We start from the raw sequence: 24,290 nt of genomic DNA on the forward strand, positions 1-24,290 counted from the left end.
GAGGTGCACGGTGGCTTGGTCGTGGGTCCGGCGCTTGGTCCAGTTGTATGCGGGGCTCACGCTCTACGGGTTCAGCATGGCGTTGATGATCCGGGCCGAGTTGGGCCTGGATCCGTGGGACGTGTTCCATCAGGGCCTCGCGGAGCGCACCGGATGGAGTTTCGGCGTGGTGACGATCGTGGTCGGCGCCGCGGTACTGCTGCTGTGGTGGCCGATGCGGCAGCGCCCGGGCCTGGGCACGGTGAGCAACGTGTTCGTGATCGGCATCGCGGTGGACGCGTCGCTGCGGTGGCTGCCCACGCCGGAAGCGTTGGGTTGGCGAGCGGCCTTCCTGGTCTTCGGGGTGGTCCTGAACGCGGTGGCCGGCGGCGCCTACATCGGCGCGCGACTGGGCCCGGGGCCCCGGGACGGCCTGATGACCGGGCTGGTGCGGCGGACCGGCCGCTCGGTGCGGCTGGTCCGGACCGGCATCGAGGTCACGGTGCTGGCGGTGGGCTTCGTACTGGGCGGGTCGATCGGCCTGGGCACCGTGGTGTACGCGCTGGCGATCGGGCCGCTGGTGCAGGTCTTCCTGCCCCTGCTGACCGTCCCGGAGCGACCGCGGGCGGCCGAGGCCGGGCCCGGCGCGGCGGGGGCGGCGGGATCGGCCGGGCCGGGCCGGCACGGGACGCCGGAGCCGGCCCCGGCCGGTTAGGGCGGGTCCCGGGACGGACCCCGGGGCCGCTCCGGGGTCGGCGTCCGCGATCGTGCTCACGCCTGGTCGAGAGCTCCCTCGGCCGTGTACACCGCGGTGCCTCGCACCGCCGTCCGCAGGCAGCGCGGCAACGGCAGGTCGGGGGCCAGGTCGGGCAGCCCCGGGGTGCCCGAGCGCGGGTCGGTGGACCAGCCGGAGAGCCGGCTGTCCGGTGCCTGCACGACCAGTTCGGTGGTGTCCCACACCGCGTAGGTGGCGGGTGCGCCGGGCACCAGGACGCCGGCGTCGTCCCGGCCGACCGCGCGGTGGCCGCCTCGGGTGTGCGCGGCGAACGCGGCGCGCACGCTGATGCGTTGCTCCGGGGTGCGGTGGAAGGCGGCGGCGCGCACCGTGCCCCACGGGTCGAGCGGGGTCACCGGCGCGTCCGACCCGAACGCGAGCGGTACACCGGCGGCGCTCAGTGCGGCCAACGGGTTCATCAGCGCGGCGCGTTCGGCGCCCAGGCGGCGGACGTACATGCCGTCCGGGCCGCCCCACGCGGCGTCGAAGGCGGGCTGTACGGAGGCGGTCAGGCCCAGTTCGGCGAAGGCCGCGACGGCTTCGGCGTCGAGCAGTTCGGCGTGTTCGACGCGGTGTCGCAGCGCGCGGAAGGCCGCGCCGTGCGGGCCCTGGATCAGCGCGCGGGCGGCGGCGGTGACCGCGCCGATCGCGGCGTCGCCGATCGCGTGGAAGCCGGCCTGGATGCCCGCTTGGGTGCACGCGGCGAGGTGCTCGGCGACCTGCTCGGCCGCCAGGTGGGTCAGGCCGGTGCCGGCGCCGGGGTCGTCGGAGTAGGGCGCGTGCAGGCACGCGGTGTGCGAGCCGAGCGAGCCGTCGATGAACAGGTCGCCGCCCAGTCCGTGCGCGCCCAGGTCGGCGCGCAGCGTGCGGGCGTGCTCGGCGTCGGCGGCGAGCGCGCCCCAGTAGCCGACCACGTCCGGGCCGGCCTCGTCCCGGGCCAGGGCCAGCAGCGCCCGGAAGTCGGCCTCGCCGGCGATCTCCGGCCCGCCGCACTCGTGCAGCGTGCCGATGCCCAGCGCCGCAGCCCGGGCCCGCGCGACCCGCTGCGCGGCGACTCGATCGGCCGCGGTCAGCGCGGCGTTCGCGGCGGCCCGCGCGACGTGGTGCACGGTGCCCGCCAGGGGCGCGTCGCCGTGCTCGCCCGGGACCAGCGCGAGCAACGCGGGCGAGCACGCCGCGGAGTGCACGTCGATCCGGGAGAGGTAGACGGTGGCGCCGCCGGTGGCCCGGTCCAACTCGGCCGGGGTGGGCGGCCGTCCCTCGGGCCACGCGCTGTCGTCCCAGCCGTGCCCGAGCAGCACGTGGCCGGCTCCGTACAGGCCGCGCCGCTTGGCGTGGTCCTCCAGCGCCGAGAGCGCGTACGTCAACGAGGGCGCGCCGGTCAGGTCCAGGCCGGTCAACACGAGGCCGGTCGCGGTGGCGTGCACGTGCGCGTCCACGAACGCGGGGGTGACCAGGGCGCCCGCGAGATCGAGCACCGCGTCGACGGCGTCGACATGGGCCGCGGCGGCCCCCTCGGCGCCGATCCAGGCGATGGTGTCGTTCTCGACGACCATGGCGGTCGCGAAGGGATCGGCCGGACTGTGCACGGCGCCGTTGCGCAGGAGGAGCGTGGTCATGGGCACCAGTGTGGCCCGCCCGGATCGAACCCCGAGCCGGAGGTCACCCCTTCGGGCGTGTGACCCGCGCCGCGCACACCCGCTCGGGTCCGGGCTGCTTCGTCGACGGCCGCCCCCGCGCGCTCCCCCGGATCGGCGCGGGCGGTCCGCCGGCGATCGCTCGGGCGGTTGATTCGGGTTCGGCGCGGGCGGATCCGCTCAGAATCGGGGCGCGCGGGCCTCGTAGGGCGTCGACAACACCACCGTCGTACGGGTGGACACGCCCGCCTGGAGCCGGATCCGGGCCAGCAGCGTCTCCAGGTCGCCGGGGGTGGCGACGCGGACCTTGAGGATGTAGCTCTCGTCGCCCGCCACGCTGTGGCACGCCTCCAGCTCCTCGAGGTCCGCCAGGCGCTCGGGAGCGTCGTCCGGGGCGCTGGGGTCGATCGGCTTGACCGAGATGAACGCGGTCAACGGCAGCCCGATGGCCTCGGTGTCGACCACGGCGGCGTAGCCGCGGATGACCCCGCGTTGTTCGAGTCGGCGCACACGCTGGTGTGCGGCCGAGGTGGACAGGCCGGTGGCCTTGCCCAGGTCGGTGTAGCTCATCCGCCCGTCGAGCAGGAGCAGTTTGACGATCTGTCGGTCGAGGTCCTCCACACGATGAACCTATGGCATGGCGACCGCGCGTGGCGCCGTGCGGGCGGTTCGGGGACCTTCGGCGGCCCGGCGGGCGGCGGGGCGCGGCGCGGGCACCGGTGCGGTTGGCGATCGGGGTTGATCGTCGGTGGCCGTGGTTACAGTGCCCCCATGGCCGACCAGGACCGTGCTCCCGCGCTCGATCAGCTCGACCGTGCCCTGCTTCGGGTCACCGCGCGGGCCGACACCTCCGCCGCCCGGGCTCGGCAACTGCGGTGGGTGGTGGGCGAGTTGCGTCGGGCGCTGGTCCAGGAGGGTTTCCCGCCCGAGGCGCGCGCCTCGCTCGCGGCACTGCTGTCCGCCGATCCGATGCGGCGCTATCTGGAGTTGGCGGGCAGCGGCCGGTTGCGCACCCGCACGGTGGCCGGCGACGGCGTCTCGACGACGGCGAGCATTCGGGTGCGGATGGACTGTCTGGAGATCCTGGCCCGGGCCGGATCGGTGCCGATCGCCTTGCCCGAACGCCCCGCGATGCCCGACCTCAAGCCGCCGGTGGGCGCCCGGCAGCGCTCGTTGCTGCTGGACTGGCTGACCGCGCACGCCGATCGCTCCGGCGCCGACGCGGGCCGGGTCCGGCTGTTCGCGCTGATCGGCGTCGTTCTGGACACCGGCGCCCGGGCGGGCGAGTTGTGCGCGCTGCGGTTGACCGACCTGGCGCCCGACGAGCGCACGGTGCGCATCGTGCGGCGCCCGCAGGCGCGCTCGGTCAACCCGGCGGTGACCGAGGTGTTGCCGCTCTCCGGCCCCACCCGCGCGGCGTTGGCACGCTGGTTGGACGTACGCGAGGAACTGGTGCGGCACGTACAGGGGTCGGTGGCCGCGGTGTGGGTGTCGGTACGGGGCAACCACGCCGGGGTGCCGGATCGGGACGGGAACTCCCGGCGCCGACCGGTCGGGATGCCGCTGATGCCGCGCGGGCTCGCCCGCGCCTATACGCGCACGGTGGTGCAGTTGAACGTGGACATGGCCGGGCGGCCGGGATGGGAGCCGATTCCCTATCGGCTGGAGCAGTTGCGCCGGGCGGTCGAGTTCGAGCCCGTGGCGGGGGCGGAGGCCGCGGACGGCACGCGGGTGTGAGCGTGTTCGGCGCGAGCCGACCGGGGCGCGGGCGCGGTACGGCGCGCCGACTCGGCCGGTGGCGATGCCATCCGTTTCGCGCGTCGCGCGAATTGGGCTCGGATGAGTACTGCAACGTTCCGGTCGGGCGCACTATCGTCGGCGGAGCGCGCCGTCACCGCGGCGCTGTGGCGACAGGGGGAGCCCCATGAGTATCGCCGTAGACGTGCCCGCGGGTAAGGGGGCGCGCGGTCCGATCACGGACTTCGACGACGCGTTCGAGTTCGAGCCGGACGGGGACCCGTCCGGCGCCGCGACCGCGCGTCGGGCATGCCCGGAGTGTGCGGTCGTGCTGGTCGTGGACGTGGCCGCCGACGGGGCGACGGTGCCGGATCACGCGGTGTGCCCCAGTGCGCGGGATCCGTTCGGGATACGTTCGTGCCCGGGCTCGGGCGCGGTGTTCGGGGACTCGCTCGACCGGGCCGGCTCCGCGACGCCCGAGCCGCTGCCGCGGCCCGCGGTCACGGTGTTGCCGGCGGGCCTGGACTGGCGGGCCCAGCCGTTCTCGCACACGTTGTGAGCCACCGGGTCCGCTCCGGGCCCGGGCATCGATCCGACCGCCTTCGAAGCCGACCGCATGCGCACGTGGGCCGCCTGCCCTCCCGCGCCGCGTGGGAAGCCGGTCGACCGCACCGCTCACTCCCCGTCGCCGACGGCCCCGCCCTCGTAGGCGCCCATCGTCCGCACGAACATCGCCCGATCCTCGGGTGAGAGCGGGTCGAACGCGCGACGCCAGGCGTCGGCGCCGTTCGCCAGCCAGCTCTCGATCGCGGTCCGGGTCTGCGGGTCCTCGGTGATCGCCACGATCGACCGGCGCCGGTCGTTCGGGTCGGTGTGCCGCTCCAGGACGCCCTGTCGGCCGAGGTCGCTGACCATCAGGCTGACCGTGGTCGGGGCCACCTCGAGCCGCGCGGCCAGGTGGTTGACCGACATCGGGCCGTCGAAGAGCAGGTAGGCCAGCAGCGACAGGTGTCGCGGGGCCAGGTTCATCGACTGCAACCGCTCGGGGATCCGGGTGCGCTTGAGCCGGGCCGCCACCCTCGGCATCAGCAGCAACATGGCCCGAATCGCCTCGTCCGTGCTCAGGCCGTCCTCGGCCGAGGCCCCCGGGGTACGCTCCGTCGTCACGCCCGCCGCCTCCTCGTCCTCGACTCGCGCGGCTTCGGATGCGAAGCGCGATCCCCCGGATCACGCAACCGTACCCGACCCCCGCCGCCCGATCCGAAAGGCCACAATCCGCCCCGCGCCGAGCAGCCCGCTCCCCGGCGCCGACCCACCCCGGCCCCGGGCCGCCCGCCGGCCGGCGCCCCCGGATCATCCGTTCAGCAGCAAGTCCCGGGCGATGACCATGCGTTGGATCTGATTCGTGCCCTCGACGATCTGCAGGCACTTGGCCTCGCGCAGGTATCGCTCCGCCGGGAAGTCGGTGGTGTACCCGTAGCCGCCCAGGACCTGCACCGCGTCGACCGTCACCCGCATCGCGGCGTCCGTGCAGAAGAGTTTGGCCATCGCCGCCTGGCGGCCGAACGGCAGGCCCGCGTCGCGCAGTCGCGCGGCGGACAGGTACAGCGCGCGGCCCGCCTCGATCGCGGTGGCCATGTCGGCGAGCATGAAGCGGATGCCCTGCTTGTCGGCGATCGGACCGCCGAACTGCGAGCGGTTCTTGGCGTAGTCGCTCGCCAGGTCCAACGCGGCCTGGGCAACGCCGGTGGCACACGCGGCGATGCCCAATCGGCCGCAGTCGAGCGCGGCCAGCGCGATCGGGAAACCCTGGCCCTCGGCGCCGATCCGCCGTTCCGCCGCGACCCGGGCGCCGTCGAGGTGGATCTGCGCGGTGGGCGAGGACCGCATTCCCATCTTGTGCTCGGGCGCGGCGGCGGACAGGCCCGGTGTGTCGGCGTCGACCAGGAACGCGCTGATCCCGCGCGAGCCGTCGGGCGAGGTACGGGCGAGCACGGTATAGAAGTCGGCCACCCCGCCGTGCGTGATCCACGCCTTGGTCCCGGTGAGCACGTACCCGTCGGTCGCGGCCAGTGCCTTGGTGTTCAGCGCCGCGGCGTCCGAGCCCGAGTGCGGCTCGGACAGGCAGTACGCGCCGAGCAGGTCGCCGGACAACATCGCGGGCAGGTGCGTGGCCCGTTGCTCCGGCGTACCGAAGGTCGCGAGCGGGTGACACGCCAGCGTGTGCACCGACACCCCGAGGCCGACCGCCAGCCAGCCGGCGGCGAGTTCCTCGAGCACTTGGAGATAGACCTCGTACGGCTGGTCGCCGCCGCCGTATTCCTCGGCGTACGGCAGCGACAACAACCCGGCGGCGCCCAGGGTCGCGAACACCTCGCGCGGGAAGCGTCCGGCGGCCTCGTCGGCGGCGGCCCGAGGGGCGATCTCGCGGGCGGTGATCTCCCGGGTGAGGTCGAGCAGGGCACGGGACTCGTCGGTGGGCAGAGTGCGCGTCAGGGCCATGGGACGTCCTTCCGTGCGGTCCGGATGTGGCCGGATCCGGCGGTGGCCGGCGGCGGACCGGGTGGGGTTCGCCCCCCCGGCCGTTGCGCACGATCGTACGGCGCCACCCCCGCCCGCGTCCGACACCGACGCGGCCCGCGCCCCGAACGCCGGCCGGCCGCGGCCGGATCCGGGTTCGCGCGCGGCGGGCCGCGGCCGGTGCCACCACGAACAGCCCTACAGCACGGCCAACCCGTGCGGACGCACGTTCATCGGGTCGGCGCCGCTCTCGCCGCAGACCACGATGTCCTCGATGCGTGCGCCGTGCGCACCGGGCAGGTAGATGCCGGGCTCGATCGAAAAGGCCATGCCCGGCTCCAGGGGCAACGTGTTGCCCTGGACGATGTACGGGTCCTCGTGGCTCTCCATGCCGATGCCGTGACCGGTGCGGTGGATGAAGTACTCGCCGTAGCCCGCCTCGGTGATGATGTCGCGACCGACCGCGTCGAGTTGCTCGCAGGTCAACCCGGGCCGGACCGCCGCGAGTTGGGCGGCCTGGGCGCGCTCGAGCACGTCGTAGTAGCGGCGGAACTCGGCGGGCGGTTCGCCGACGCTGTAGGTACGCGTCTCGTCCGAGCAGTAGCCGTCGGCGGTGGTGCCGCCGATGTCGACGACGACCACGTCGCCGGTCTCGATCACCCGGTCGGAGAGTTCGTGGTGCGGGCTCGCGGCGTTGGGGCCGGAGCCGACGATCACGAAGTCCACCCGCACGTGGCCCTCGGCGATGATCGCTTCGGCGATGTCCGCGCCGACCTCGCGCTCGGTGCGGCCCGCCCGGAGCCAGTCGCCCACGCGCGCGTGCACCCGGTCGATCGCCGCGCCGGCCCGGCGCAGCGCCTCCACCTCGGCGGCCGACTTGCGCATCCGCAGTTCGCGCAACACGTCGCCGGCGAGCGACTGTTCGGCGGCGGGCAGAGCGGCGCGGAAGGCGAGCACCTTCTCCGCCCACATGTGGTTGTCCAGGCCGACCCGGGCCACGCCGCGCGGCAGTCGGCCCGCGATCAGCGCGTACGGGTCCTCGGTCTCGCCCCAGCCGGCCACGTCGATGCCCAGCTCTCCCGCGGGCGACGCGAGGGCGGCGGGCTTCTCCAGGCCGGGTACGACGAGGAAGGGTTCGGCGCCGACGGGCACCACCAGGCAGGTCAGGCGCTCCAGCGGAAGCGCCTCGTAGCCGGTGAGATAGCGCAGGTCGGCGCCGGGCGAGATGAGCAGGGCGTCCAGTCCCGCGTCGGCGGCGGCCTTTTGGGCGCGGCCGAGGCGGTCTGTGGGGTGCGGGGCTGCGTCGTGGGTCACGCGCCCAACATATGACACGTCACACGGCCCCGGGCAAGGCCGCGTTTCATCCGGCTGCGGTACGGGCCGCGTCGATCGCGGCGCGCACCGCGTCCCACAGGTCGGCGCGGGCGCGCAGCGAGACGGTGACGGTGCCCGCGCTCTCGCGCCACGCGCGGGCCGGGTCCGGGGTGGCGGCGCACAGCCGGCCGAGCAGGCGCAGCGCCATCGGGCCGTGGTCGTCGCCGTCCACCTCGATGTGCCGGGCCAGGTATTCGCCGAACACCGCGAGCCGGCCCGCGTGCACGTCGTCGAGCGCGGTGAGGTGGTCGAACATGCGCGGGATGAGTTCCTCGCGACCGAGCGCGAAGGACGCGGCGACGCAGTGCAGCGGCGCGTGCTCGACCACCTGCCAGGTGCGCGTGACGAACGCGGCGGCCCCGGCGGGCGCCCCGCACGCGGCGACCGCCTCGGGCACCGGGACCTTGTCCGCGAGCAGGCCCAGGAAGCGGCGGGCCGGTCGGGTGTCGGCGCCGGCCCCGTCCATCGCGGCGAGGTAGAGCTCGAAGTGGCTGAGCGGGCCCAGGGAGGTGGTGTCGCTCTCCTCGCCGAGCACGATCTCGTTGACCATCCGCCGGATCTCCGCGTCGCCGCGCGGCACCCACGGGATCTCCACGCAGGTCAGGTGCCGTTGCAGGCTCTTGAGCAGGGACATGAAGTCCCAGACGGCGAACACGTGGTGCGCCATGAACACCCGGATGGCGGTGAGGTCGGTGAGGTCGCGGTAGACGGTGTGCCGGAGCACGCGTTGTCGCACCGGGGCGGTCTCGCCGAGCAGCCGCGCGATGGGGTCGGCGTTTGTCGCGCGCGCCTGCGGAACGGTGGTGTCGATCGTGCCGATGTTGCCGGTGAGCGTGGTGGGGTCCATGGTTCCTCGCGTGTGGTCGGCGGCTGCGGCTACCGATCGTAGAGAGAGCGCTACGCGTCGAAACATTTGTCGCGCAATACCCGGCGCGCGTGACACGGGCGTGCCATGATGCGCGCCGCGCGCGCGAGGACGGCCGAACGACCACGGTTTCAAGTGGAGTTCGGGGGGCTTCCGGTGGGCTTCGGGTCCTGCGCCCCTCAGCCCTCGGGGGCAAGCTTCGCGGCCTCGTCCGGGGTCAGCCCCCAGGTTTGAAGCAGGGCCGCGTCCAGACGGCCGGAGGCGTCGCCGACGAGCGAGGGCGTGCCCGAGAACCGGGGAGCCGGCGCGGGCTGGAGGGTGCCGTCGGGGCGCACGAAGGTGTCCCGGGCCCGGTTGTGCGGGTGCTCGGCGGCCTCGTCCCAGGTGAGCACCGGGGTCACGCACGCGTCCGTCGACTCGAAGACCGCGGTCCACTCGTCCCGGGTACGGCCGGCGATCACGGCGGCGAAGCGCTCGCGCAGGAGCGGCCAGCCGGCCCGGTCGTTCTGCCCGGGCAGGTCCTCGTCGGCGAGTCCGAGACCGGCCAACAGCAGGGCGTAGAACTGCGGTTCGATCGCGCCGACGGCGAGGTGGCGACCGTCGGCGGTGGTGTACACGTCGTAGAACGGAGCGCCGGTGTCGAGCAGGTTGCCGCCGGGGTCTTGCGCCCAGCCGCCGAGTCCGCGCATCCCGTGGATGAACGCGCTCAGCGTCGCCGAGCCGTCCGTCATGGCCGCGTCGACGACCTGCCCCTGCCCGGTCGTACGCGCCGCCAGCAGCGCGGCCAGGATGCCGAAGGCGCAGAACATCGCGCCGCCGCCGTAGTCGCCGACCAGGTTCAGCGGCGGCACCGGGCGCTCGCCGGCGCGGGCGAAGGAGTGCAACACCCCGGAGATCGAGATGTAGTTGATGTCGTGCCCGGCCCGCGGCGCGAGCGGCCCGTGCTGGCCCCAGCCGGTCATCCGGGCATAGACCAGCGCGGGGTTGCGCTCCAGGCAGGTGTCCGGGCCCAGTCCCAGCCGCTCGGTGACGCCGGGGCGAAAGCCCTCGATCAGCACGTCGGCGCCCTCGATCAGCCGCAACACCGAGTCCCGCGCGGCGACATCCTTGAGATCGACCTCCAGCGTGCCCAACCGGCCGCGCCCGACCACCATCGAGGGCATCGTCGCGCCACCGGGCCGATCCACCCGGATGACACCGGCCCCGGCATCCGCCAACATCATGCCGACGAACGGCCCGGGCCCGATCCCGGCCAACTCGACCACCTTGACGCCATCCAGCGCACCCATGCCCACTCCCCACGCCACGCCCAATTGCCTGGCACAGTCAAGCAGAACGCCCGCGCCGTGTCGCCCGCTCGGGCCGGCCCGTTGCGCCGGGCCCGCGCCGGGATCGGCGCGCCGGGCGCACCCGCCCGCCCACCGGGGTCAGCGTCCCTGCATGCGCACGATCTGGAGCGCGATCATCAGATTCAGCCGCAGGTGCGGGTCCTGGGTGAACGGCCCGAGCAGGCGCTCGAGTTTGGTGATGCGATAGCGCAGCGTGTTGTAGTGCACGTAGAGCCTGCGGGCGGTCTCGGCCACGTTCAGGTTCGTGTCCAGCAGCGCCTGCAACGTGTTGCGCAGGTCCGCCGCCTCGGGATCGCGTGGATGCGCGAGCGAGCGCAACGCCTCACGCGCGAAGCGGTCCAGCTCGCTCGGGTCCGGGATCAGGCTCAGCAGGCGAAAGACGCCGAGTTGATCGAAGTCCGCCACCGCGCCCGGTCCGTGGATGCGCCGCCCCGCCGTCACCGCGCGCCGCGCCTGCTCGTACGCCGCCGGGAGCGCGTCCAGGGAGTCCGCCGGGCGGCTGATGCCGGTGGTGAACGAACGGATCACCGTGCCGCAGTCGGCGTGCACCACGGCGGCGAGTTCGGCGACCACACGCGCGGACTGGCCGTCGTCGGGCGCGCCGAGCAGGACCACCACCTCGCGCGGGTACGCCGCGACGGCCGCCTCGGGGGCACGGGCGCCCAGGGCCGTGGACCACGCCAGGGCGAGCGCCTCCTGACCGGCCCGGATCGCCCGCGGGTCGCCGCTCGCCGCGGGCGGATCGGGCTCGGCGACCACGACCAGGAGCGGGCCGCTGGGCAGCGCGGTCCAGCCGGTGAGGTCGGTGCTGCGCCCGGTCAGCAGATCGCGCATCAGGTCGCTGCGGTACTTGACGTCCGAGGCGGCCTGCGCAAGCCGGCCCGCCAGGCCGATCGCGGTCTCCACGAGCGGACGCCCGGCCTGACGCCCGACCTTCGCGGGAGCGGCGGCTGCGGCGGAAGCGGCGGCGGGGGCGGCGGTCGGCGCGGCGGGTCCTGCCTGCGCGGGCACCGGCCGCGGGTCGCCGTCCGCGTCCCACGCCGTCGACGCCCCCGCGACCCGAGCCCTCGGCATCAGTCCCGGCTCCGGTGCGCTGGTCCCGCCGCCGACCGCCTTGCGGCGCCGCGGCGGCAGCCGTCGCGGCGCGGCGCCCGCCACCGCCGCGCGGCCGCTCCCGCCACCGCTCTTGTCACCGGGACGAAGCGATGGCTCGCCCCCGGCTGCCGTTCCGCCCGCGTCCCCGAGGTTGCCCATATACCGACCGTAGCGTTACGAACACGAGCGCGTCAGCACCATGGAGAGCGCGCGGGCAGTGCACACCCGGAGTGCGCGGGGCGCACGATCCCCGATCGGGACCGTTTCACGAAGATCACGTTCCGTCCGGAGATTTACCGGCGTGGCTTCCTTGACCGTTGTGTCCGGATCGCCATAGCTTGCGGTCCAGCGGCAGCGCCGGAACCCCCGCCGGCCCCGCGCGAGACGAAGCCTCCGGTCGTTCCCCCGCGGCCGGAGGCTTCCTCGTACCGCGCCGGGTCGATCGGCACCCGCCCCGCGGATCCGCAGGCCCCGCCTCACCACCGGCACACGCCCGACGGCGGCACTCACCACCCCAAATACCGTTCGCCCCTCGGATTGCAGGGCCCCGCTCGGTACGATGCGCGGGGACGAACGCGTGGCGAAGCGGACACCATCCGTGACCGCCTCGCACGAGACGGCGTGACGGGCAGCGGAACGGGAGAGGCTCTAAGGGGCGTCGCCGATCGGGCGGAATGGACGCACCGGGATTCATCGGCAGCGGGCCGACATCCTCTCGAAGTCCCCTCGGGGACACGGGCACGCGGAGAGGACCGGCCGGGGGAAGGGGGGTCCACCGTGGGACAGACCGATCGTGGCGCACGCACCGGAAGCCCGGCCGAACTGGCCTGGTTGCGCGGCATGGACGCCTACGTCGCCGGCGAATACGGCCAGGCGGAGGTGCAGTTCCGGGCCGCGGTCGAAACCGACCCGGGCATGGCCGACGCGTGGCTGGGGCTGCACGCGCTCAAGGTGGAGGTGGCCGCCGCGGTGGTGGCCATGCACACCCATCGAGAACGCTTCGGCGAGCAACGCGCGAAATACGGCCGGCCGCTCAACTCCTGGTACTGGCTGGGCTGGTGGGTGCAACTGGTCCTGGAGACCCCGCGCGACCTGGCCCTCGCGCACGCCTCGCACTGGTTGGACGGGCGCCATCTGCCAGAACTGGACGCGGCGTTGGCCCTGTGCCCGCCCGCCGAACAGGACGCGGCCACCCGGTTCCTCCTGGCCTGCCGGGCCTATCTGGGCAAGGACTGGCAACAACTGCTCCGACACACCGCAGGGCTGGACGACGACGCGCTGCTCGGGGTCGAGGCGGGCCTGTTCGCGGGCATGGCCCGGGTGCGACTGGGTCTGTACGCCAAGGCCGAACAGGTGCTCGCCACCGCCCTGGTGCGCTGCCGCTCGGAGCACCCGCAGCGCAAGGAGCTGCGCTATTGGCTGGCGCGCGCGTACGAGGAGACCGGCCGCACCCCGGCCGCGCTGCCGCTGTACCGCGCCGTGCACCAGGCGGATCCCTCGTTCATGGACACCGCCGCACGGCTGTCCTCGCTGGCGGCCGGCGAACCACTGGACGAGTACGGCGGGATGACCGCGCGCCTGGCCGGTCCCGTGGTCGGCCGGGGACCGCTGCCGGACGTGTTGCCACCGATACCCGCGACCGCTCCCCCGCCGGCCGGGCCACCGCCCGCCGCCGAGGTCGAGCGCGAGCCGGACCCGGTCCCGGACGGTGCCGACGCCGAATCGCAGCCGGACGCGGACGTCCGGGCGGCCGGCCGATCCGCGCCGATGCGCCCGGCCGCCGCCCCCGAGGAACTCGCGCTGGTGCTGGCCGAACTGGAGTCGATGGTCGGCCTGGAGCCGGTCAAACGCCAGGTGCGCGCGTTGTCCGCGCAGATGCGGATGGCCCGGCTGCGCGAGGCGCAGGGCCTGCCCGCGCAGGCCCCCAAGCGGCACTTCGTCTTCTCCGGCCCCTCCGGCACCGGCAAGACCACCGTGGCCCGGCTGCTCGGCCGGGTCTTCGCCGCGCTGGGTCTGCTGGAGAGCGACCGCCTGGTCGAGGCCCAGCGCTCCGACCTGGTCGGCGAGTACCTGGGCCAGACCGCGGTCAAGACCGGCGAGTTGATCGACTCGGCGCTGGGCGGCGTGCTGTTCGTGGACGAGGCGTACGGCCTGACCAACGTGGGCTATTCCAAGGGCGACGCGTACGGCGACGAGGCACTCCAGGTGCTGCTCAAGCGGGCCGAGGACGACCGGGACCGGCTGGTGATCATCCTGGCCGGCTATCCGGAGGGCATGGACCGGCTGCTCACCTCGAACCCGGGCCTGATGTCACGGTTCACCACCCGGGTCGAGTTCCCCTCCTACGGCGCCGAGGATCTGGCCCGGATCGCCGAGGTGATGGCGGCCGTCGGCGGCGACACGTGGGACGAGGACGCGGCGGCCGAGCTGCGCAGCATCACCGGCCACGTGCGCGAACAGGGCTGGATCGACGAGCTGGGCAACGCCCGCTTCGTCCGCACCCTGTACGAGAAGTGCTGCATGTACCGGGACGTGCGGCTGGTGGAGCTGGCGGAGGGTCCGGACCTGGCCGAGCTGACCACGCTGCGCCTGTCCGACCTCTTCCAGGCATACGGGGATCTGGCCGACGGCCGGGGATAGCCGGGCGAGGCACGGGTAGGGCTAACCGATCATCGCTTTTCGACCGTCGGGCGGGCGCGGCAGCGCGCGCCGGGCCGCCGGACGAGCCGGACGGAAGGGTCTCCCGTGGCCAAGCAGAGCGTCGCCGAGCAATTCGTGGACATCCTCGCCCAGGCGGGGGTGCGCCGGTTGTACGGCGTGGTGGGCGACAGCCTCAATCCGATCGTGGACGCGGTGCGGCGCAACGCCGCGATCGACTGGGTGCACGTACGGCACGAGGAGGTGGCCGCGTTCGCGGCCGGCGCGGAGGCGCAACTGACCGGCACGCTGGCCGCGTGCGCGGGCAGTTGCGGCCCGGGCAACCTGCACCTGATCAACGGCCTGTTCGACGCGCATCGCTCGCACGCCCCGGTGCTGGCGCTCGCGTCGCACATTCCCAGCGGCGAGATCGGCACCGCGTTCTTCCAGGAGACGCATCCCGAACGACTGTTCGTCGAGTGCAGCCACTACAGCGAGATGATCGGCACCCCCGAGCAGATGCCGCGGGTGCTGCAGTCGGCGATCCGGCACGCGGTGGGCCTGGGCGGGGTGTCGGTGGTCACCCTCCCGGGCGATGTCGCGGACAAGCCCGCGCCGGAGAAGGCCCATCAGGTTGCGCTGCCCACGTCGCTCCCGACGGTGCGCCCGGCGGACGCGGACCTGGCCACGCTGACCCGGATGATCGACGAGGCCGAGCGGGTCACCCTGTTCTGCGGCGCGGGCACGGCGGGCGCGCACGAGGAGGTGATGGCCTTCGCCGACCGGATCAACGCGCCGGTGGGACACGCGCTGCGCGGCAAGGAGCACATCCAGTACGACAATCCCTTCGATGTGGGCATGTCCGGACTGCTGGGCTACGGCGCCGCGTACGAGGCGATGCACGAGGCGGACCTGCTGATCCTGCTGGGCACCGACTTCCCGTACAACGCCTTCCTGCCGCAGGACGTGGCCACCGTGCAGGTGGACGTACGACCCGCGCACCTGGGCCGGCGTACGAAGCTGGACCTGGCGGTGTGGGGCGACGTACGCGAGACGCTGCGCGCGCTGACCCCGATGGTGCGGGCCAAGACCGACCGCAGGTTCCTGGACCGGATGTTGCGCAAGCACGCGGACGCGCTCGAGGGCGTGGTGAAGGCGTACACCCGCAAGGTGGAGAAGCACGTGCCCATCCACCCCGAGTACGTCGCCTCGATCCTGGACGAGGAGGCCGCCGACGACGCGATCTTCACCGTCGACACCGGCATGTGCAACGTGTGGGCGGCGCGCTACCTGACGCCGAACGGGCGGCGCCGGGTCATCGGTTCGTTCTCGCACGGCTCGATGGCCAACGCGCTGCCCCAGGCGATCGGCGCGCAGTTCCTGGACGTGGACCGGCAGGTGGTGTCGATGTCCGGGGACGGCGGCTTCTCGATGCTGATGGGCGACCTGTTGACCCTGGTGCAGTCCGCGTTGCCGGTGAAGATCGTGCTGTTCAACAATTCGTCACTCGGCATGGTCGAGTTGGAGATGATGGTCGCCGGGCTCGAGCCGTTCGGGACCACCAACAAGAACCCGGACTTCGCCGCGATCGCGCGTGCGGCGGGCGCGTTCGGGGTGCGGGTGGAAAAGCCCAAGCAGGTCCGTGGCGCGCTGCGCGACGCGTTCGCGCACAAGGGTCCGGCACTGGTGGACATCGTCACCGACCCCAACGCGCTGTCCATCCCGCCGAAGATCACCGCCGAGCAGATCCAGGGCTTCGCCCTGAGCGCCGGGCGCACGGTGCTGGCCGGCGGCGTCGGCCGGATGGTCCAGATGGCCAGGTCGAACCTGCGCAACGTGCCGAGGCCGTGATCGGGCGGGCCGGGCGGCGTCGAAGGCGGGGCGCGCCTAGCGCGCCTCGGCGGCCGTCCCGTACTTGTCCACCAGGGCCCGGAGCTCGCGCGTCGCGGTGATCGCGTCGGCCTTGCCGTTGGAGGTCTGGATGCCCATCACCGCCAGCGTGTCGCCGTTGGACATGTCGATCTGCGCCCACGGGTCGCCCTGGCGCAGGTAGACCCGGACGATCTGGGCCCACTCCAGGTGCGTGGTGCGCAGCAGGTTGACCACGGTCACCCCGCTCGATGCCGCGACCACCTTCGGCCGGCCGAGCATCAGCATCGCGGCCAGGCCGAGCACGCCGGTGAGCGCGACCCCCATCCGCGAGCCGAACCCCCAGCCGCCCTTCTCCGGCAACATCAGCGCCAGCACGCACAACCCGACCAGGATGACCACGCCGAGCACGGCGGTGATGAGACGACTGCGCTTCGCGTACCAGGTACGCGGAAGGTCGGCGGCGGGGGTGCTGGCGCTCATGGCGGGACGGTTCTCCGGGGGTGAGGGTGGTCGGTCCGCCCGCGCGGCGGGGACGGACCGACCGGGTGTCAAAGACGGCAGGCGTGGATGCCGGTGACCAGGATCGCGCGGGCGCCGATCTCCCACAGGTCGTCCATGATCTGCTGGGCGTTCTTGCGCGGGACCATCGCGCGCACCGCGACCCAGCCCTCGTTGTGCAGCGGGCTGACCGTGGGCGACTCCAGGCCCGGGGTCAGCGTGACCGCCGCCTCCACCCGCTCGACCCGGATGTCGTAGTCCATCATCACGTAGCTGCGCGCGACCAGGACGCCTTGGAGCCGGCGGACCAGTTGCTCCAGCGCGGTCGAGGTCTCCGCGCCGGCCCGGCGGATCAGCACCGCCTCCGAGCGCAGGATCGGCTCGCCGAATACCTCCAGGCCCGCCTGCGCGAGCGTGGTGCCGGTCTCCACGACATCGGCGATCACGTCCGCGACGCCCAGTTGGATCGCGGTCTCCACCGCGCCGTCCAGCTTGACCAGCGCGGCGGCCTCGATGCCGTTGTCGGCGAAGTCGCGCTCGACGATCCCGATGTAGGAGGACGCCACCCGCAGCCCGGCCAGGCCCTTCTTGCCCTGCCCGTCCAGCTCCCGGGCCAGCGCGGCGGGCGCGGCGTAGCGGAAGGTGGCCGGGGCCAGCCCCAGTTGCAGGATCTCCTCGGCCTCGGCGCCCGAGTCCATCAGCAGGTCGCGCCCGGTGATGCCGGCGTCGAGCCGGCCGGAGCCGACGTAGATGGCGATGTCGCGCGGGCGCAGGAAGAAGAACTCGACGTTGTTGTCGGGGTCGGTCAGCACCAGTTCCTTGGAGTGCTTGCGCTGGCGGTAGCCCGCCTCATGCAGCATCGCCGACGCAGGCTCGGAGAGGGAACCCTTGTTGGGGACGGCGATGCGCAGCATGGAATGACCCTTCGGGAGGTGCCGAACGAGGTTGCGGTACGGCTGCGTCCCCGGCCCGGACGACGGGCCGGGGACGGCGGATGTCACAGGTGAGCGTATACGTCCTGCAGCGAGATGCCGCGAGCGACCATCATCACCTGCAGGTGGTACAGGAGCTGGGAGATCTCCTCGGCGGTGCGGTCGGCGCCCTCGTGCTCGGCGGCCATCCACACTTCGGCGGCCTCCTCGACGACCTTCTTGCCGATCGTGTGCACACCGGCGGTGACGAGCTCGACCGTGCGCGAGCCCTCCTGGCCGGAGGCCGCCTTGGCCCGCAGCTCGTCGAAAAGCTGTTCAAACGTCTTCATGGTGCCCATCGCGTGGTTGTGGGTGGCGTGGCGCGAACGACTCGTCGGTTGCCTCGATCAGGCCGAACGCCACGGTTCGGAGAGCGTACGCAACGCCATCGCGGTCGCGACGGCCGCCTCCACCGCTTCGCGGCCCTTGTCCTCGCGCGAGCCGGGCACGCCGGCCCGGTCCAGGGCCTGCTCCTCGGTGTCGCAGGTGAGCAGCCCGAAGCCGACGGGAACGCCGGTGTCCAGCGCGACCCGGGTCAGGCCGTCGGTGGCGGCCGAGCACACGTACTCGAAATGCGGGGTTCCGCCGCGGATCACCACGCCCAGCGCGACCACCGCGTCGTGGCCGCTCCCGGCCAGCGCCTTGGCGAGCACGGGCAGCTCGAACGCGCCGGGGGCGCGGATCAGCGTGGGTTCGGTGATGCCCAGCTCGCTCAGGGCCTTGAGGGCCCCGTCCACGAGTCCGTCCATCACGGCGGTGTGCCACTGCGCGGCGACCACGCCCACGCGCAGGTCACGGCAGCCCTCGACGGTCAGTTTCGGGGCTCCTGCGCCACTCATGTCTGTCGGTGTCCTTCGGCTGGAACGGCTGGAAGCCTGATTGCGGTGGTGGAGTACGGCGAGTCGTGCGCCGGTGTGGTGCATCGGGTTCGCCGGTGGAGCGGGTCGAACGGGTTCGCGCGGGTCGAACCTATCGGCGCGGCGGGGACGGTGCCGCGCGCGTGTCACCGATACGGGTGAGGCCGCGGTCGGTCAGGCGGTGCTGACCGCGTGGCCCTTCGCGTCGACGACCTCGGCGACCTCGCCGACCGAGGGCGCGGTCGCGGCCTCGTCGGAGGGGTCCAGCCAGGGCAGGTCGTGCCCCATCCGGTCGCGCTTGGTGAGCAGGTAGCGCAGGTTGTCCGCGGTGGCGTGCACGGGCAGCGCGACCCGGCCGGTGATCTCCAGGCCGTAGCCCTCCAGGCCCGCGCGCTTGGCCGGGTTGTTGGTGAGCAGGCGCATCGAGCGCACGCCCAGGTCGACCAGGATCTGCGCGCCGGTGCCGTAGTCGCGGGCGTCGGCGGGCAGGCCCAGTTCCAGGTTGGCGTCCACCGTGTCGTGGCCGGCGTCCTGGAGTTGGTAGGCCTGGAGCTTGTGGATCAGCCCGATGCCGCGACCCTCGTGGCCGCGCATGTACAACACCACGCCGCGGCCCTCGGCGGTGACCCGCTCCAGCGCGGCCTCCAGTTGCGGGCCGCAGTCGCAGCGCAGCGAGCCGAACACGTCGCCGGTCAGGCACTCGGAGTGCACCCGCACCAGCACGTCCTCGCCGTCGCCGATGTCGCCGGCCACCAGCGCGATGTGCTCGACGCCGTCGGCGGTGCTGCGGTAGCCGATCGCCTGGAAGGTGCCGTGCGCGGTGGGCAGCCGGGTCTCCGCGGCCCGCTCGATGGTGCGCTCGGTGCGCCGCCGGTAGGCGATCAGGTCGGCGATGGTGACGATCTTGAGGCCGTGCTCGCGGGCGAAGGGGACCAGCTGCGGCAGCCGGGCCATCGTGCCGTCGTCGTTGACCACCTCGCAGATCACGCCCACGGGCGCCAGGCCGGCCAGTTCGGCCAGGTCCACGGCCGCCTCGGTGTGCCCGGGGCGCACCAGCACGCCGCCCTCGACCGCGCGCAGCGGGAAGATGTGGCCGGGCCGGGTCAGCTCGCCGGCCACCGTGTCCGGGTCGGCCAACAGGCGCACGGTGTGCGTGCGGTCGGCCGCCGAGATGCCGGTGTCCACGCCGTCCTTGGCGTCCACCGAGACCGAGTACGCGGTGCCCTTGCGGTCCTCGTTGACGGCGGTCATCGGCGGCAGCTTGAGCCGGTCCAGGTCGGCGCCGCGCATCGGCACGCAGACCACGCCCGAGGAGTAGCGGATCATGAACGCCATCAGCGCCTGGGTGGCCAGTTCGCCGGCGAAGATCAGGTCGCCCTCGTTCTCGCGGTCCTCGTCGTCCACCACCACGATCGCCTCGCCGGCGGCCATCGCCTTGATCGCGTCCTCGATCGAGTCGAGCACCAGTTCCTCCGCTGCGGCCTCGGGCGCCGCCTTCTGCGCCGGCACCTCGATGTCGGTGGTTTCGCTGCTGGTCTTCACGCCGTTGCCCCTTCCAGGTGCCGATCTGCCACACGGGCAGCCCCGTTGTCCCGGTACCGCCGGGAGCGGTTCCACCAGTCGACGAGTCCGGCGACGCACATCACGAAGAAGACGCCGTAGACCAGTCCGCTGAACACCAGGCCGTGCTGCACGGCGAGCGGCACGCCCACCATGTCCACGGCGATCCACACCAGCCAGAACTCGAACAGGCCGCGGGCCTGGGCGAGCATCGCCACCAGCGAGCCGACGAAGATGTACGCGTCCGGCCACGGCGCCCACGAGATGCCGGTGCGCTCGAGCAGCAGCGCGAAGCCGACGGTGCCGGCCGCCATCACCGCGAGAAGCGCGATGCGCTCGTGGGCGGTCCCGAAGCGGATCTGCACCTCGCCGGTGTCGCGCCGGCCGCGGGCCCAGCGCCACCAGCCGTAGCCGGCCGCGATGATGATGACGACGTTGCGCATCGCGCTGCCGCCCAGGTGCACCGAGGTGTTGGCGGCGATCAGCAGTGCCGCGCCGAGGATCTGCACCGGCCACGCCCACAGGTTGCGGCGCAGCGCGAGCCCGACGGTGGCCAGCGACGCGATCTGGCCGAGCAGGTCGGACCACGGCACCGGCTTGTCGGCGACGGTGAACGCGGCGTCGTTGAGCCAGCCGATCACGATGCCCTCACCTGTGTACCGAGCCCGTGTGTGCCCAGCCGTTCGACGTACTTGGCGATGATGTCGACCTCGAGGTTGACCGGGTCGCCGACGGTCTTGACGCCCAGCGTGGTCAGCGCGAGCGTGGTCGGGATCAGGCTGACGGTGAAGCTCGCGTCGTGCGCGCGCACGACGGTGAGGCTGATGCCGTCCACGGTGATCGAGCCCTTGTCCACCACGTAGCGGGCCAGGTGCGCGGGCAGCGCGATCTCCACGACCTCCCACTCCTCGCCGGGCGTGCGGGCGAGGATCTCGCCGGTGCCGTCGACGTGGCCCTGCACGAGGTGGCCGCCGAGCCGTCCGCCGAGCACCATCGGGCGCTCCAGGTTCACCCGCGCGCCGGTGGTGAGCGCGCCCAGGCTCGACTTGTCCAGCGTCTCCTGCATCACGTCCGCGGTGAAGGTGGCCTCGACCGGGTCGACCTTGTCGTCCACGACGGTCAGACACACCCCGTTGACGGCGATCGAGTCGCCGTGCCGGGCGCCGGTGGTGACGACGGGGCCGCGGATGGTGATCCGGGCCGAGTCGGTCAGCCGCTCGATGGCCACGATCTCGCCGAGTTCCTCAACGATTCCGGTGAACATGCGTCAGGACTCCTTCGTTCGGCCGGCGGATTCCGGCCGGGGGCGGGCGGTGATGCGGATGTCGGTGCCAAGGCGCGCGACGTCGTCGACGTCCAGTCGCAACACCTCGGAGATGGTGCCGATTCCGGCCGGTCCCAGGGCGGCGGGCCCGGCGCCGAGCAAAGCGGGGGCGAGGTAGCCCACGACGGTGTCGATCAGGCCGGCCGCGGCGAACGCGCCGGCCAGGGTCGGACCGCCTTCGAGCAGCACGGCGCGTACGTCGCGCGCGTACAGCTCCTTCAACAACGCGGGCAGGTCCAGGCCGGCGTCGGCGCGCGGCACGCGCAGTACGGCGGCCTCGGGCAGGTGGGCGGCGTCCGCGTCGGGTCCGACCGCGATCAGGGTGGGCGCAGCGTCGTCCAGGACCCGGGCGTTCGCCGGGGTGCGGGCGTGCGTGTCCACGATCACCCGCAGCGGCTGCCGGACGTCGGGGACCTCGCGGACGGCCAGGTGCGGGTCGTCGGCGAGCAGGGTGCCGGAGCCGGCCAGCACCGCGTCCACGCTCGCGCGCAGGGTGTGCACGTCCGCGCGGGCGGCGGCGCCGGTGATCCAGCGGCTGCTGCCGTCGGCGGCGGCGCTGCGGCCGTCCAGGGTTGCGGCGTACTTCCAGGTGACGTGCGGGCGGCCCAGTCGGGTCGCGGTCAGCCAGGCCCGGTTGCCCGCCTCGGCCTCGGCGGCCAACAGGCCGCCCTCGGCGTCGACGCCCGCCGCGCGCAGCACCGCGCCGCCGCCGGACGCGGCCGGGTTGGGGTCGGCGACCGCGTAGCGCACCCGGCGGATGCCGGCGTCGATCAGGGCCTGGGTGCACGGGCCGGTGCGGCCGGTGTGCGAGCAGGGTTCGAGGGTGACCAGGGCGGTGCCGCCGCGGGCCGCGGATCCCGCCGCGCGCAGTGCCTCGACCTCGGCGTGCGGGGCGCCGGCGCGGGTGTGGAAGCCTTCGCCGACCACGGTGCCGTCCACGCCGAGCACGACGCAGCCGACCACGGGATTGGGGCTGGTGTGTCCGAGGGCGCGGCTCGCCAGCGAGATGGCGCGGCGCATCGCGGCGGTCTCGTCGACCGGCGGGGTGGTGTTGCCCTGCACCTCGTGCCTCCTCGCGATTCGACGCGGGGCACCGGGGTGTTTTCGGGCAGGACGGCACGACGAAGTGACGTGCGGGGATGAGGGCGCACCGAGGGTACGCGAACACGCCGCAGTCGCTCGCCGCGCGCTGCCTCCCATCCGGACTTTGACCGTCGGTACCGGAATTCCACCGGTTCAGCCGGCCGTCGCTCCACGGGTGCGGGGCGTCGACCGGGTCGCGGACTGTAACCGCCGGTTCGGATTTTCACCGACCCCGGAGCGCGCGTACGTGACTTTCGTACACCTCGAAGTGTGCCACGACGGCCGACAACGTTGACCTTGGGCAACCTGTGCCGTCCGTCACGGTGCGTTCGTATACCGGAACACGACTGCGGCGTGGATGATCTGACGTGTCGTCAGCTCGGGGGCCGAAGGCGGTGCCGAAGGACTGTGGCGGCGATGAGATTCTGTGCGCATGACCGTGCAGATCAATCCGAGCATCCTGTCCGCCGACTTCGCCCGCCTCGCCGACGAGGTCGCGCAGGTGCGCAACGCCGACTGGCTCCACGTGGATGTCATGGACAACCACTTCGTCCCGAACCTGACCATCGGCCTGCCCGTGGTCGAGAGCCTGATCAAGGCCACCGACACGCCCATCGACATGCACCTGATGATCGAGGACCCGGACCGCTGGGCGCCCGCCTACGCGGAGGCCGGCGCGGGCAGCGTGACCTTCCACGTGGAGGCCGCGACCGCCCCGGTCAAGCTCGCCCGGGACCTGCGGGCCAAGGGCGCGCGGGCGTCGATGGCGCTGCGCCCGGCCACGCCGATCGAGCCGTACGAGGACCTGCTGCCGGAGTTGGACATGCTCCTGGTGATGACGGTCGAGCCGGGTTTCGGCGGGCAGAGCTTCCTGGACATCATGCTGCCGAAGATCCGCCGGACCCGGCAGTTGATCGCCAAGCACGGCCTGCAGATGTGGCTGCAGGTGGACGGCGGGGTGTCCGCGAAGACGATCGAGATGTGCGCGGAGGCCGGCGCGGACGTGTTCGTGGCGGGGTCGGCGGTGTTCGACGGGCGTGATCCGGGGGCGGCGGTGGACCGGCTGCGGGCGCTGGCCGCCGGGGCCGCGGAGCGCTGCGCTCACTAGGGCGGATGTGGTGTCGCTTCCGCCGGCCCGTTGCGCTGCGTGAACAGGGCTGCGGGATTCGGCCTCGGCGTGGAGCACCCGGGGCCTCGCGGGCTTCGTCACAAAGAGTGAAGGTTGGGCCTCTCGTCGTCCTCGCCGGGGCGGGAGGCCCTATCCGCGCGCCGGCGTCAGGCGGGTGCGCTGCGGCGTTGCCAGGCCAGGTAGGCGCAGGTGCACACGGCGACGCCGGCCATCGCGGCGATATGTTCGCGGCCGGCCAGGTTCGGCTTGACCACGACCTCGACGATCATCAGGATCCACACGCCGGCGAGCAGGATCGGCGCGCGGCGCACCATCGCGATGCACACCACCAGGCCCACCACCGCGGCCGAGGGGCCGGTGTCCAGGACGTCGCCGTGTCGGGCGTCGATGCCCAGCGGGTGGTCCGGGCCGAGCGCGATCATCACCCGCGCGGTCAGCGTGCCGCACAGGGTGGCCAGGTACGCGATCACCAGGGTTCGCCGTGCGCCCAGGTCGAGTTCGGCCAGACCGAACAGGATCAGCACCTGGATCAGGGCGCCCCACACCGGCAGGTCCGGCGCCGGGACGAACAGCGACACGGGGGTGCGCAGCAGCGCGAGCGGCAGCGGGATGCCCGCGCTCACGCCGCCCAGGACGCGCACCACGTCGCCGCCCCACGCGGTGCGCCAGGCGAGCCAGAAGCCGAGGGTCAGCAGCACCGTGCAGCAGGTGAGCGGGATCGCCCACACGCCGTGCGCGCGCAACTCGCGTATCGGAACCGAGGTGAGCCTGCCCCACTCGCCGCGGACCGCTCCCCCGGTGCGGGCGAGCAGGCCGGGGCGCGGGGTGCTGGGGGCGAGCGTGGACATGGGTGCGGCGGCTCCTGCGGTGGCGGCTGCCGGTCGCCCTCGGATTTCCTGGGACCCGAGGGAGACCGGTGCGGCCGAGCCGAAAGTGATGACCGCCCTCGCCGTTATGCCCCGCTTGTACCGAATTCAGCCACGGGTCACCCGTCCGTACGGGTGATCGCGCGACGCGTGTGGGTGAAC

23 protein-coding genes and 1 riboswitch are annotated in these 24,290 nt (G+C 73.2%); of the genes, 6 read left to right on the forward strand and 17 right to left on the reverse strand.

Annotated elements, in window-relative coordinates; all coding sequences use genetic code 11:
• The first annotated feature begins 76 nt into the window (after window positions 1-76).
• Window positions 77-694, forward strand: coding sequence for a YitT family protein (locus tag ACIBSV_RS22525; protein WP_395865917.1), 618 nt, complete (start codon window positions 77-79; stop codon window positions 692-694).
• A 56-nt stretch (window positions 695-750) separates the two neighbouring features.
• On the opposite strand, the gene ACIBSV_RS22530 is transcribed toward ACIBSV_RS22525, so the two are convergent.
• Together ACIBSV_RS22530 and ACIBSV_RS22535 are read right to left on the reverse strand one after the other, a co-directional pair.
• Entirely contained in the window at window positions 751-2,373 is a 1,623-nt protein-coding gene (locus tag ACIBSV_RS22530) for an amidohydrolase (RefSeq protein WP_395865690.1), read from the reverse strand.
• Window positions 2,374-2,571: 198 nt separating this feature from the next.
• On the reverse strand, window positions 2,572-3,012 hold the full coding sequence (locus tag ACIBSV_RS22535; protein ID WP_395865692.1) for an Lrp/AsnC family transcriptional regulator: 441 nt from the start codon (window positions 3,010-3,012) through the stop codon (window positions 2,572-2,574).
• 150 nt (window positions 3,013-3,162) lie between these two features.
• Between ACIBSV_RS22535 and ACIBSV_RS22540 the strand changes: the two genes are divergently transcribed.
• The gene (locus tag ACIBSV_RS22540; RefSeq protein ID WP_395865694.1) at window positions 3,163-4,128 is read left to right on the forward strand and encodes a hypothetical protein; all 966 of its coding nucleotides are present in this window, start codon (window positions 3,163-3,165) and stop codon (window positions 4,126-4,128) included.
• A gap of 187 nt (window positions 4,129-4,315) precedes the next feature.
• Window positions 4,316-4,687, forward strand: a complete 372-nt coding sequence (locus ACIBSV_RS22545) for a hypothetical protein (protein ID WP_395865696.1) — start codon at window positions 4,316-4,318, stop codon at window positions 4,685-4,687.
• 116 nt (window positions 4,688-4,803) lie between these two features.
• Here the strand turns inward: ACIBSV_RS22545 and ACIBSV_RS22550 are convergent, their stop codons facing one another.
• The 6 genes from ACIBSV_RS22550 to ACIBSV_RS22575 all read right to left on the reverse strand — a co-directional run bounded on the left by ACIBSV_RS22550 (window position 4,804) and on the right by ACIBSV_RS22575 (window position 11,490).
• A complete protein-coding gene (locus tag ACIBSV_RS22550; protein ID WP_395865698.1) occupies window positions 4,804-5,295 on the reverse strand; it encodes a MarR family winged helix-turn-helix transcriptional regulator in 492 nt (163 codons plus the stop codon).
• Between the two features lie 186 nt (window positions 5,296-5,481).
• Window positions 5,482-6,630: an acyl-CoA dehydrogenase family protein gene (locus ACIBSV_RS22555; protein WP_395865701.1), complete on the reverse strand. Its 1,149-nt coding sequence runs from the start codon at window positions 6,628-6,630 to the stop codon at window positions 5,482-5,484.
• Between the two features lie 216 nt (window positions 6,631-6,846).
• Entirely contained in the window at window positions 6,847-7,962 is a 1,116-nt protein-coding gene (locus ACIBSV_RS22560; protein WP_395865703.1) for a M24 family metallopeptidase, read from the reverse strand.
• Window positions 7,963-8,008: 46 nt separating this feature from the next.
• Window positions 8,009-8,869 carry a DUF3050 domain-containing protein gene (locus tag ACIBSV_RS22565; RefSeq protein ID WP_395865705.1) on the reverse strand — a complete coding sequence of 287 codons (861 nt, stop codon included), beginning with the start codon at window positions 8,867-8,869 and terminating at the stop codon, window positions 8,009-8,011.
• A 197-nt stretch (window positions 8,870-9,066) separates the two neighbouring features.
• Window positions 9,067-10,176, reverse strand: coding sequence for a CaiB/BaiF CoA transferase family protein (locus tag ACIBSV_RS22570; RefSeq protein WP_395865706.1), 1,110 nt, complete (start codon window positions 10,174-10,176; stop codon window positions 9,067-9,069).
• Window positions 10,177-10,314: 138 nt separating this feature from the next.
• On the reverse strand, window positions 10,315-11,490 hold the full coding sequence (locus ACIBSV_RS22575) for a PucR family transcriptional regulator (RefSeq protein WP_395865708.1): 1,176 nt from the start codon (window positions 11,488-11,490) through the stop codon (window positions 10,315-10,317).
• Between the two features lie 681 nt (window positions 11,491-12,171).
• Here ACIBSV_RS22575 and ACIBSV_RS22580 point away from each other — a divergent pair.
• Window positions 12,172-13,971 (forward strand): AAA family ATPase, encoded by a 1,800-nt coding sequence (locus tag ACIBSV_RS22580; protein WP_395865919.1) that lies wholly within the window; start codon window positions 12,172-12,174, stop codon window positions 13,969-13,971.
• Window positions 13,972-14,076: 105 nt separating this feature from the next.
• Window positions 14,077-15,819: a pyruvate dehydrogenase gene (locus ACIBSV_RS22585; protein ID WP_395865710.1), complete on the forward strand. Its 1,743-nt coding sequence runs from the start codon at window positions 14,077-14,079 to the stop codon at window positions 15,817-15,819.
• 36 nt (window positions 15,820-15,855) lie between these two features.
• On the opposite strand, the gene ACIBSV_RS22590 is transcribed toward ACIBSV_RS22585, so the two are convergent.
• The 8 genes from ACIBSV_RS22590 to ribD all read right to left on the reverse strand — a co-directional run bounded on the left by ACIBSV_RS22590 (window position 15,856) and on the right by ribD (window position 22,070).
• Window positions 15,856-16,320 (reverse strand): PH domain-containing protein, encoded by a 465-nt coding sequence (locus tag ACIBSV_RS22590; protein ID WP_395865712.1) that lies wholly within the window; start codon window positions 16,318-16,320, stop codon window positions 15,856-15,858.
• A gap of 68 nt (window positions 16,321-16,388) precedes the next feature.
• On the reverse strand, window positions 16,389-17,252 hold the full coding sequence (hisG, locus tag ACIBSV_RS22595) for an ATP phosphoribosyltransferase (RefSeq protein ID WP_395865714.1): 864 nt from the start codon (window positions 17,250-17,252) through the stop codon (window positions 16,389-16,391).
• A gap of 83 nt (window positions 17,253-17,335) precedes the next feature.
• Window positions 17,336-17,599 (reverse strand): phosphoribosyl-ATP diphosphatase, encoded by a 264-nt coding sequence (locus ACIBSV_RS22600; protein WP_395865716.1) that lies wholly within the window; start codon window positions 17,597-17,599, stop codon window positions 17,336-17,338.
• Between the two features lie 57 nt (window positions 17,600-17,656).
• Entirely contained in the window at window positions 17,657-18,148 is a 492-nt protein-coding gene (gene ribH, locus ACIBSV_RS22605; protein ID WP_395865718.1) for a 6,7-dimethyl-8-ribityllumazine synthase, read from the reverse strand.
• A gap of 192 nt (window positions 18,149-18,340) precedes the next feature.
• Entirely contained in the window at window positions 18,341-19,708 is a 1,368-nt protein-coding gene (locus ACIBSV_RS22610) for a bifunctional 3,4-dihydroxy-2-butanone-4-phosphate synthase/GTP cyclohydrolase II (protein ID WP_395865719.1), read from the reverse strand.
• Window positions 19,705-20,367, reverse strand: coding sequence for a nicotinamide riboside transporter PnuC (locus tag ACIBSV_RS22615; RefSeq protein ID WP_395865721.1), 663 nt, complete (start codon window positions 20,365-20,367; stop codon window positions 19,705-19,707). The genes ACIBSV_RS22610 and ACIBSV_RS22615 overlap by 4 nt, the downstream gene beginning before the upstream one ends.
• Window positions 20,364-20,990, reverse strand: coding sequence for a riboflavin synthase (locus tag ACIBSV_RS22620; RefSeq protein ID WP_020549935.1), 627 nt, complete (start codon window positions 20,988-20,990; stop codon window positions 20,364-20,366). The genes ACIBSV_RS22615 and ACIBSV_RS22620 overlap by 4 nt, the downstream gene beginning before the upstream one ends.
• 3 nt (window positions 20,991-20,993) lie before the next feature.
• The gene (gene ribD / locus ACIBSV_RS22625) at window positions 20,994-22,070 is read right to left on the reverse strand and encodes a bifunctional diaminohydroxyphosphoribosylaminopyrimidine deaminase/5-amino-6-(5-phosphoribosylamino)uracil reductase RibD (protein WP_395865921.1); all 1,077 of its coding nucleotides are present in this window, start codon (window positions 22,068-22,070) and stop codon (window positions 20,994-20,996) included.
• Window positions 22,071-22,232: 162 nt separating this feature from the next.
• A riboswitch (FMN riboswitch) is annotated at window positions 22,233-22,378 on the reverse strand.
• Between the two features lie 188 nt (window positions 22,379-22,566).
• Here ribD and rpe point away from each other — a divergent pair.
• Complete coding sequence (rpe, locus tag ACIBSV_RS22630) at window positions 22,567-23,241, forward strand: ribulose-phosphate 3-epimerase (protein ID WP_395865723.1); 675 nt, start codon at window positions 22,567-22,569, stop codon at window positions 23,239-23,241.
• 167 nt (window positions 23,242-23,408) lie between these two features.
• On the opposite strand, the gene ACIBSV_RS22635 is transcribed toward rpe, so the two are convergent.
• On the reverse strand, window positions 23,409-24,110 hold the full coding sequence (locus tag ACIBSV_RS22635) for a hypothetical protein (protein WP_395865724.1): 702 nt from the start codon (window positions 24,108-24,110) through the stop codon (window positions 23,409-23,411).
• Window positions 24,111-24,290 lie beyond the last annotated feature (180 nt).

Source organism: Embleya sp. NPDC050154 (assembly GCF_044460165.1).
Classification (GTDB): domain Bacteria; phylum Actinomycetota; class Actinomycetes; order Streptomycetales; family Streptomycetaceae; genus Embleya.

Bases quoted from the DNA above. Each gene is read 5' to 3' on its own strand.
- ACIBSV_RS22555 (WP_395865701.1), bottom strand. From the start codon at position 6,630: ATGGCCCTGACGCGCACTCTGCCCACCGACGAGTCCCGTGCCCTGCTC.
- ACIBSV_RS22580 (WP_395865919.1), top strand. From the start codon at position 12,172: ATGGACGCCTACGTCGCCGGCGAATACGGCCAGGCGGAGGTGCAGTTC.
- ACIBSV_RS22600 (WP_395865716.1), bottom strand. From the start codon at position 17,599: ATGAAGACGTTTGAACAGCTTTTCGACGAGCTGCGGGCCAAGGCGGCC.
- ACIBSV_RS22590 (WP_395865712.1), bottom strand. From the start codon at position 16,320: ATGAGCGCCAGCACCCCCGCCGCCGACCTTCCGCGTACCTGGTACGCG.
- ACIBSV_RS22565 (WP_395865705.1), bottom strand. From the start codon at position 8,869: ATGGACCCCACCACGCTCACCGGCAACATCGGCACGATCGACACCACC.
- ACIBSV_RS22635 (WP_395865724.1), bottom strand. From the start codon at position 24,110: ATGTCCACGCTCGCCCCCAGCACCCCGCGCCCCGGCCTGCTCGCCCGC.
- hisG (WP_395865714.1), bottom strand. From the start codon at position 17,252: ATGCTGCGCATCGCCGTCCCCAACAAGGGTTCCCTCTCCGAGCCTGCG.
- ACIBSV_RS22575 (WP_395865708.1), bottom strand. From the start codon at position 11,490: ATGGGCAACCTCGGGGACGCGGGCGGAACGGCAGCCGGGGGCGAGCCA.
- ACIBSV_RS22540 (WP_395865694.1), top strand. From the start codon at position 3,163: ATGGCCGACCAGGACCGTGCTCCCGCGCTCGATCAGCTCGACCGTGCC.
- ACIBSV_RS22620 (WP_020549935.1), bottom strand. From the start codon at position 20,990: ATGTTCACCGGAATCGTTGAGGAACTCGGCGAGATCGTGGCCATCGAG.
- rpe (WP_395865723.1), top strand. From the start codon at position 22,567: ATGACCGTGCAGATCAATCCGAGCATCCTGTCCGCCGACTTCGCCCGC.
- ribD (WP_395865921.1), bottom strand. From the start codon at position 22,070: ATGCGCCGCGCCATCTCGCTGGCGAGCCGCGCCCTCGGACACACCAGC.
- ACIBSV_RS22525 (WP_395865917.1), top strand. From the start codon at position 77: ATGGCGTTGATGATCCGGGCCGAGTTGGGCCTGGATCCGTGGGACGTG.
- ACIBSV_RS22530 (WP_395865690.1), bottom strand. From the start codon at position 2,373: ATGACCACGCTCCTCCTGCGCAACGGCGCCGTGCACAGTCCGGCCGAT.
- ACIBSV_RS22545 (WP_395865696.1), top strand. From the start codon at position 4,316: ATGAGTATCGCCGTAGACGTGCCCGCGGGTAAGGGGGCGCGCGGTCCG.
- ribH (WP_395865718.1), bottom strand. From the start codon at position 18,148: ATGAGTGGCGCAGGAGCCCCGAAACTGACCGTCGAGGGCTGCCGTGAC.
- ACIBSV_RS22570 (WP_395865706.1), bottom strand. From the start codon at position 10,176: ATGGGTGCGCTGGATGGCGTCAAGGTGGTCGAGTTGGCCGGGATCGGG.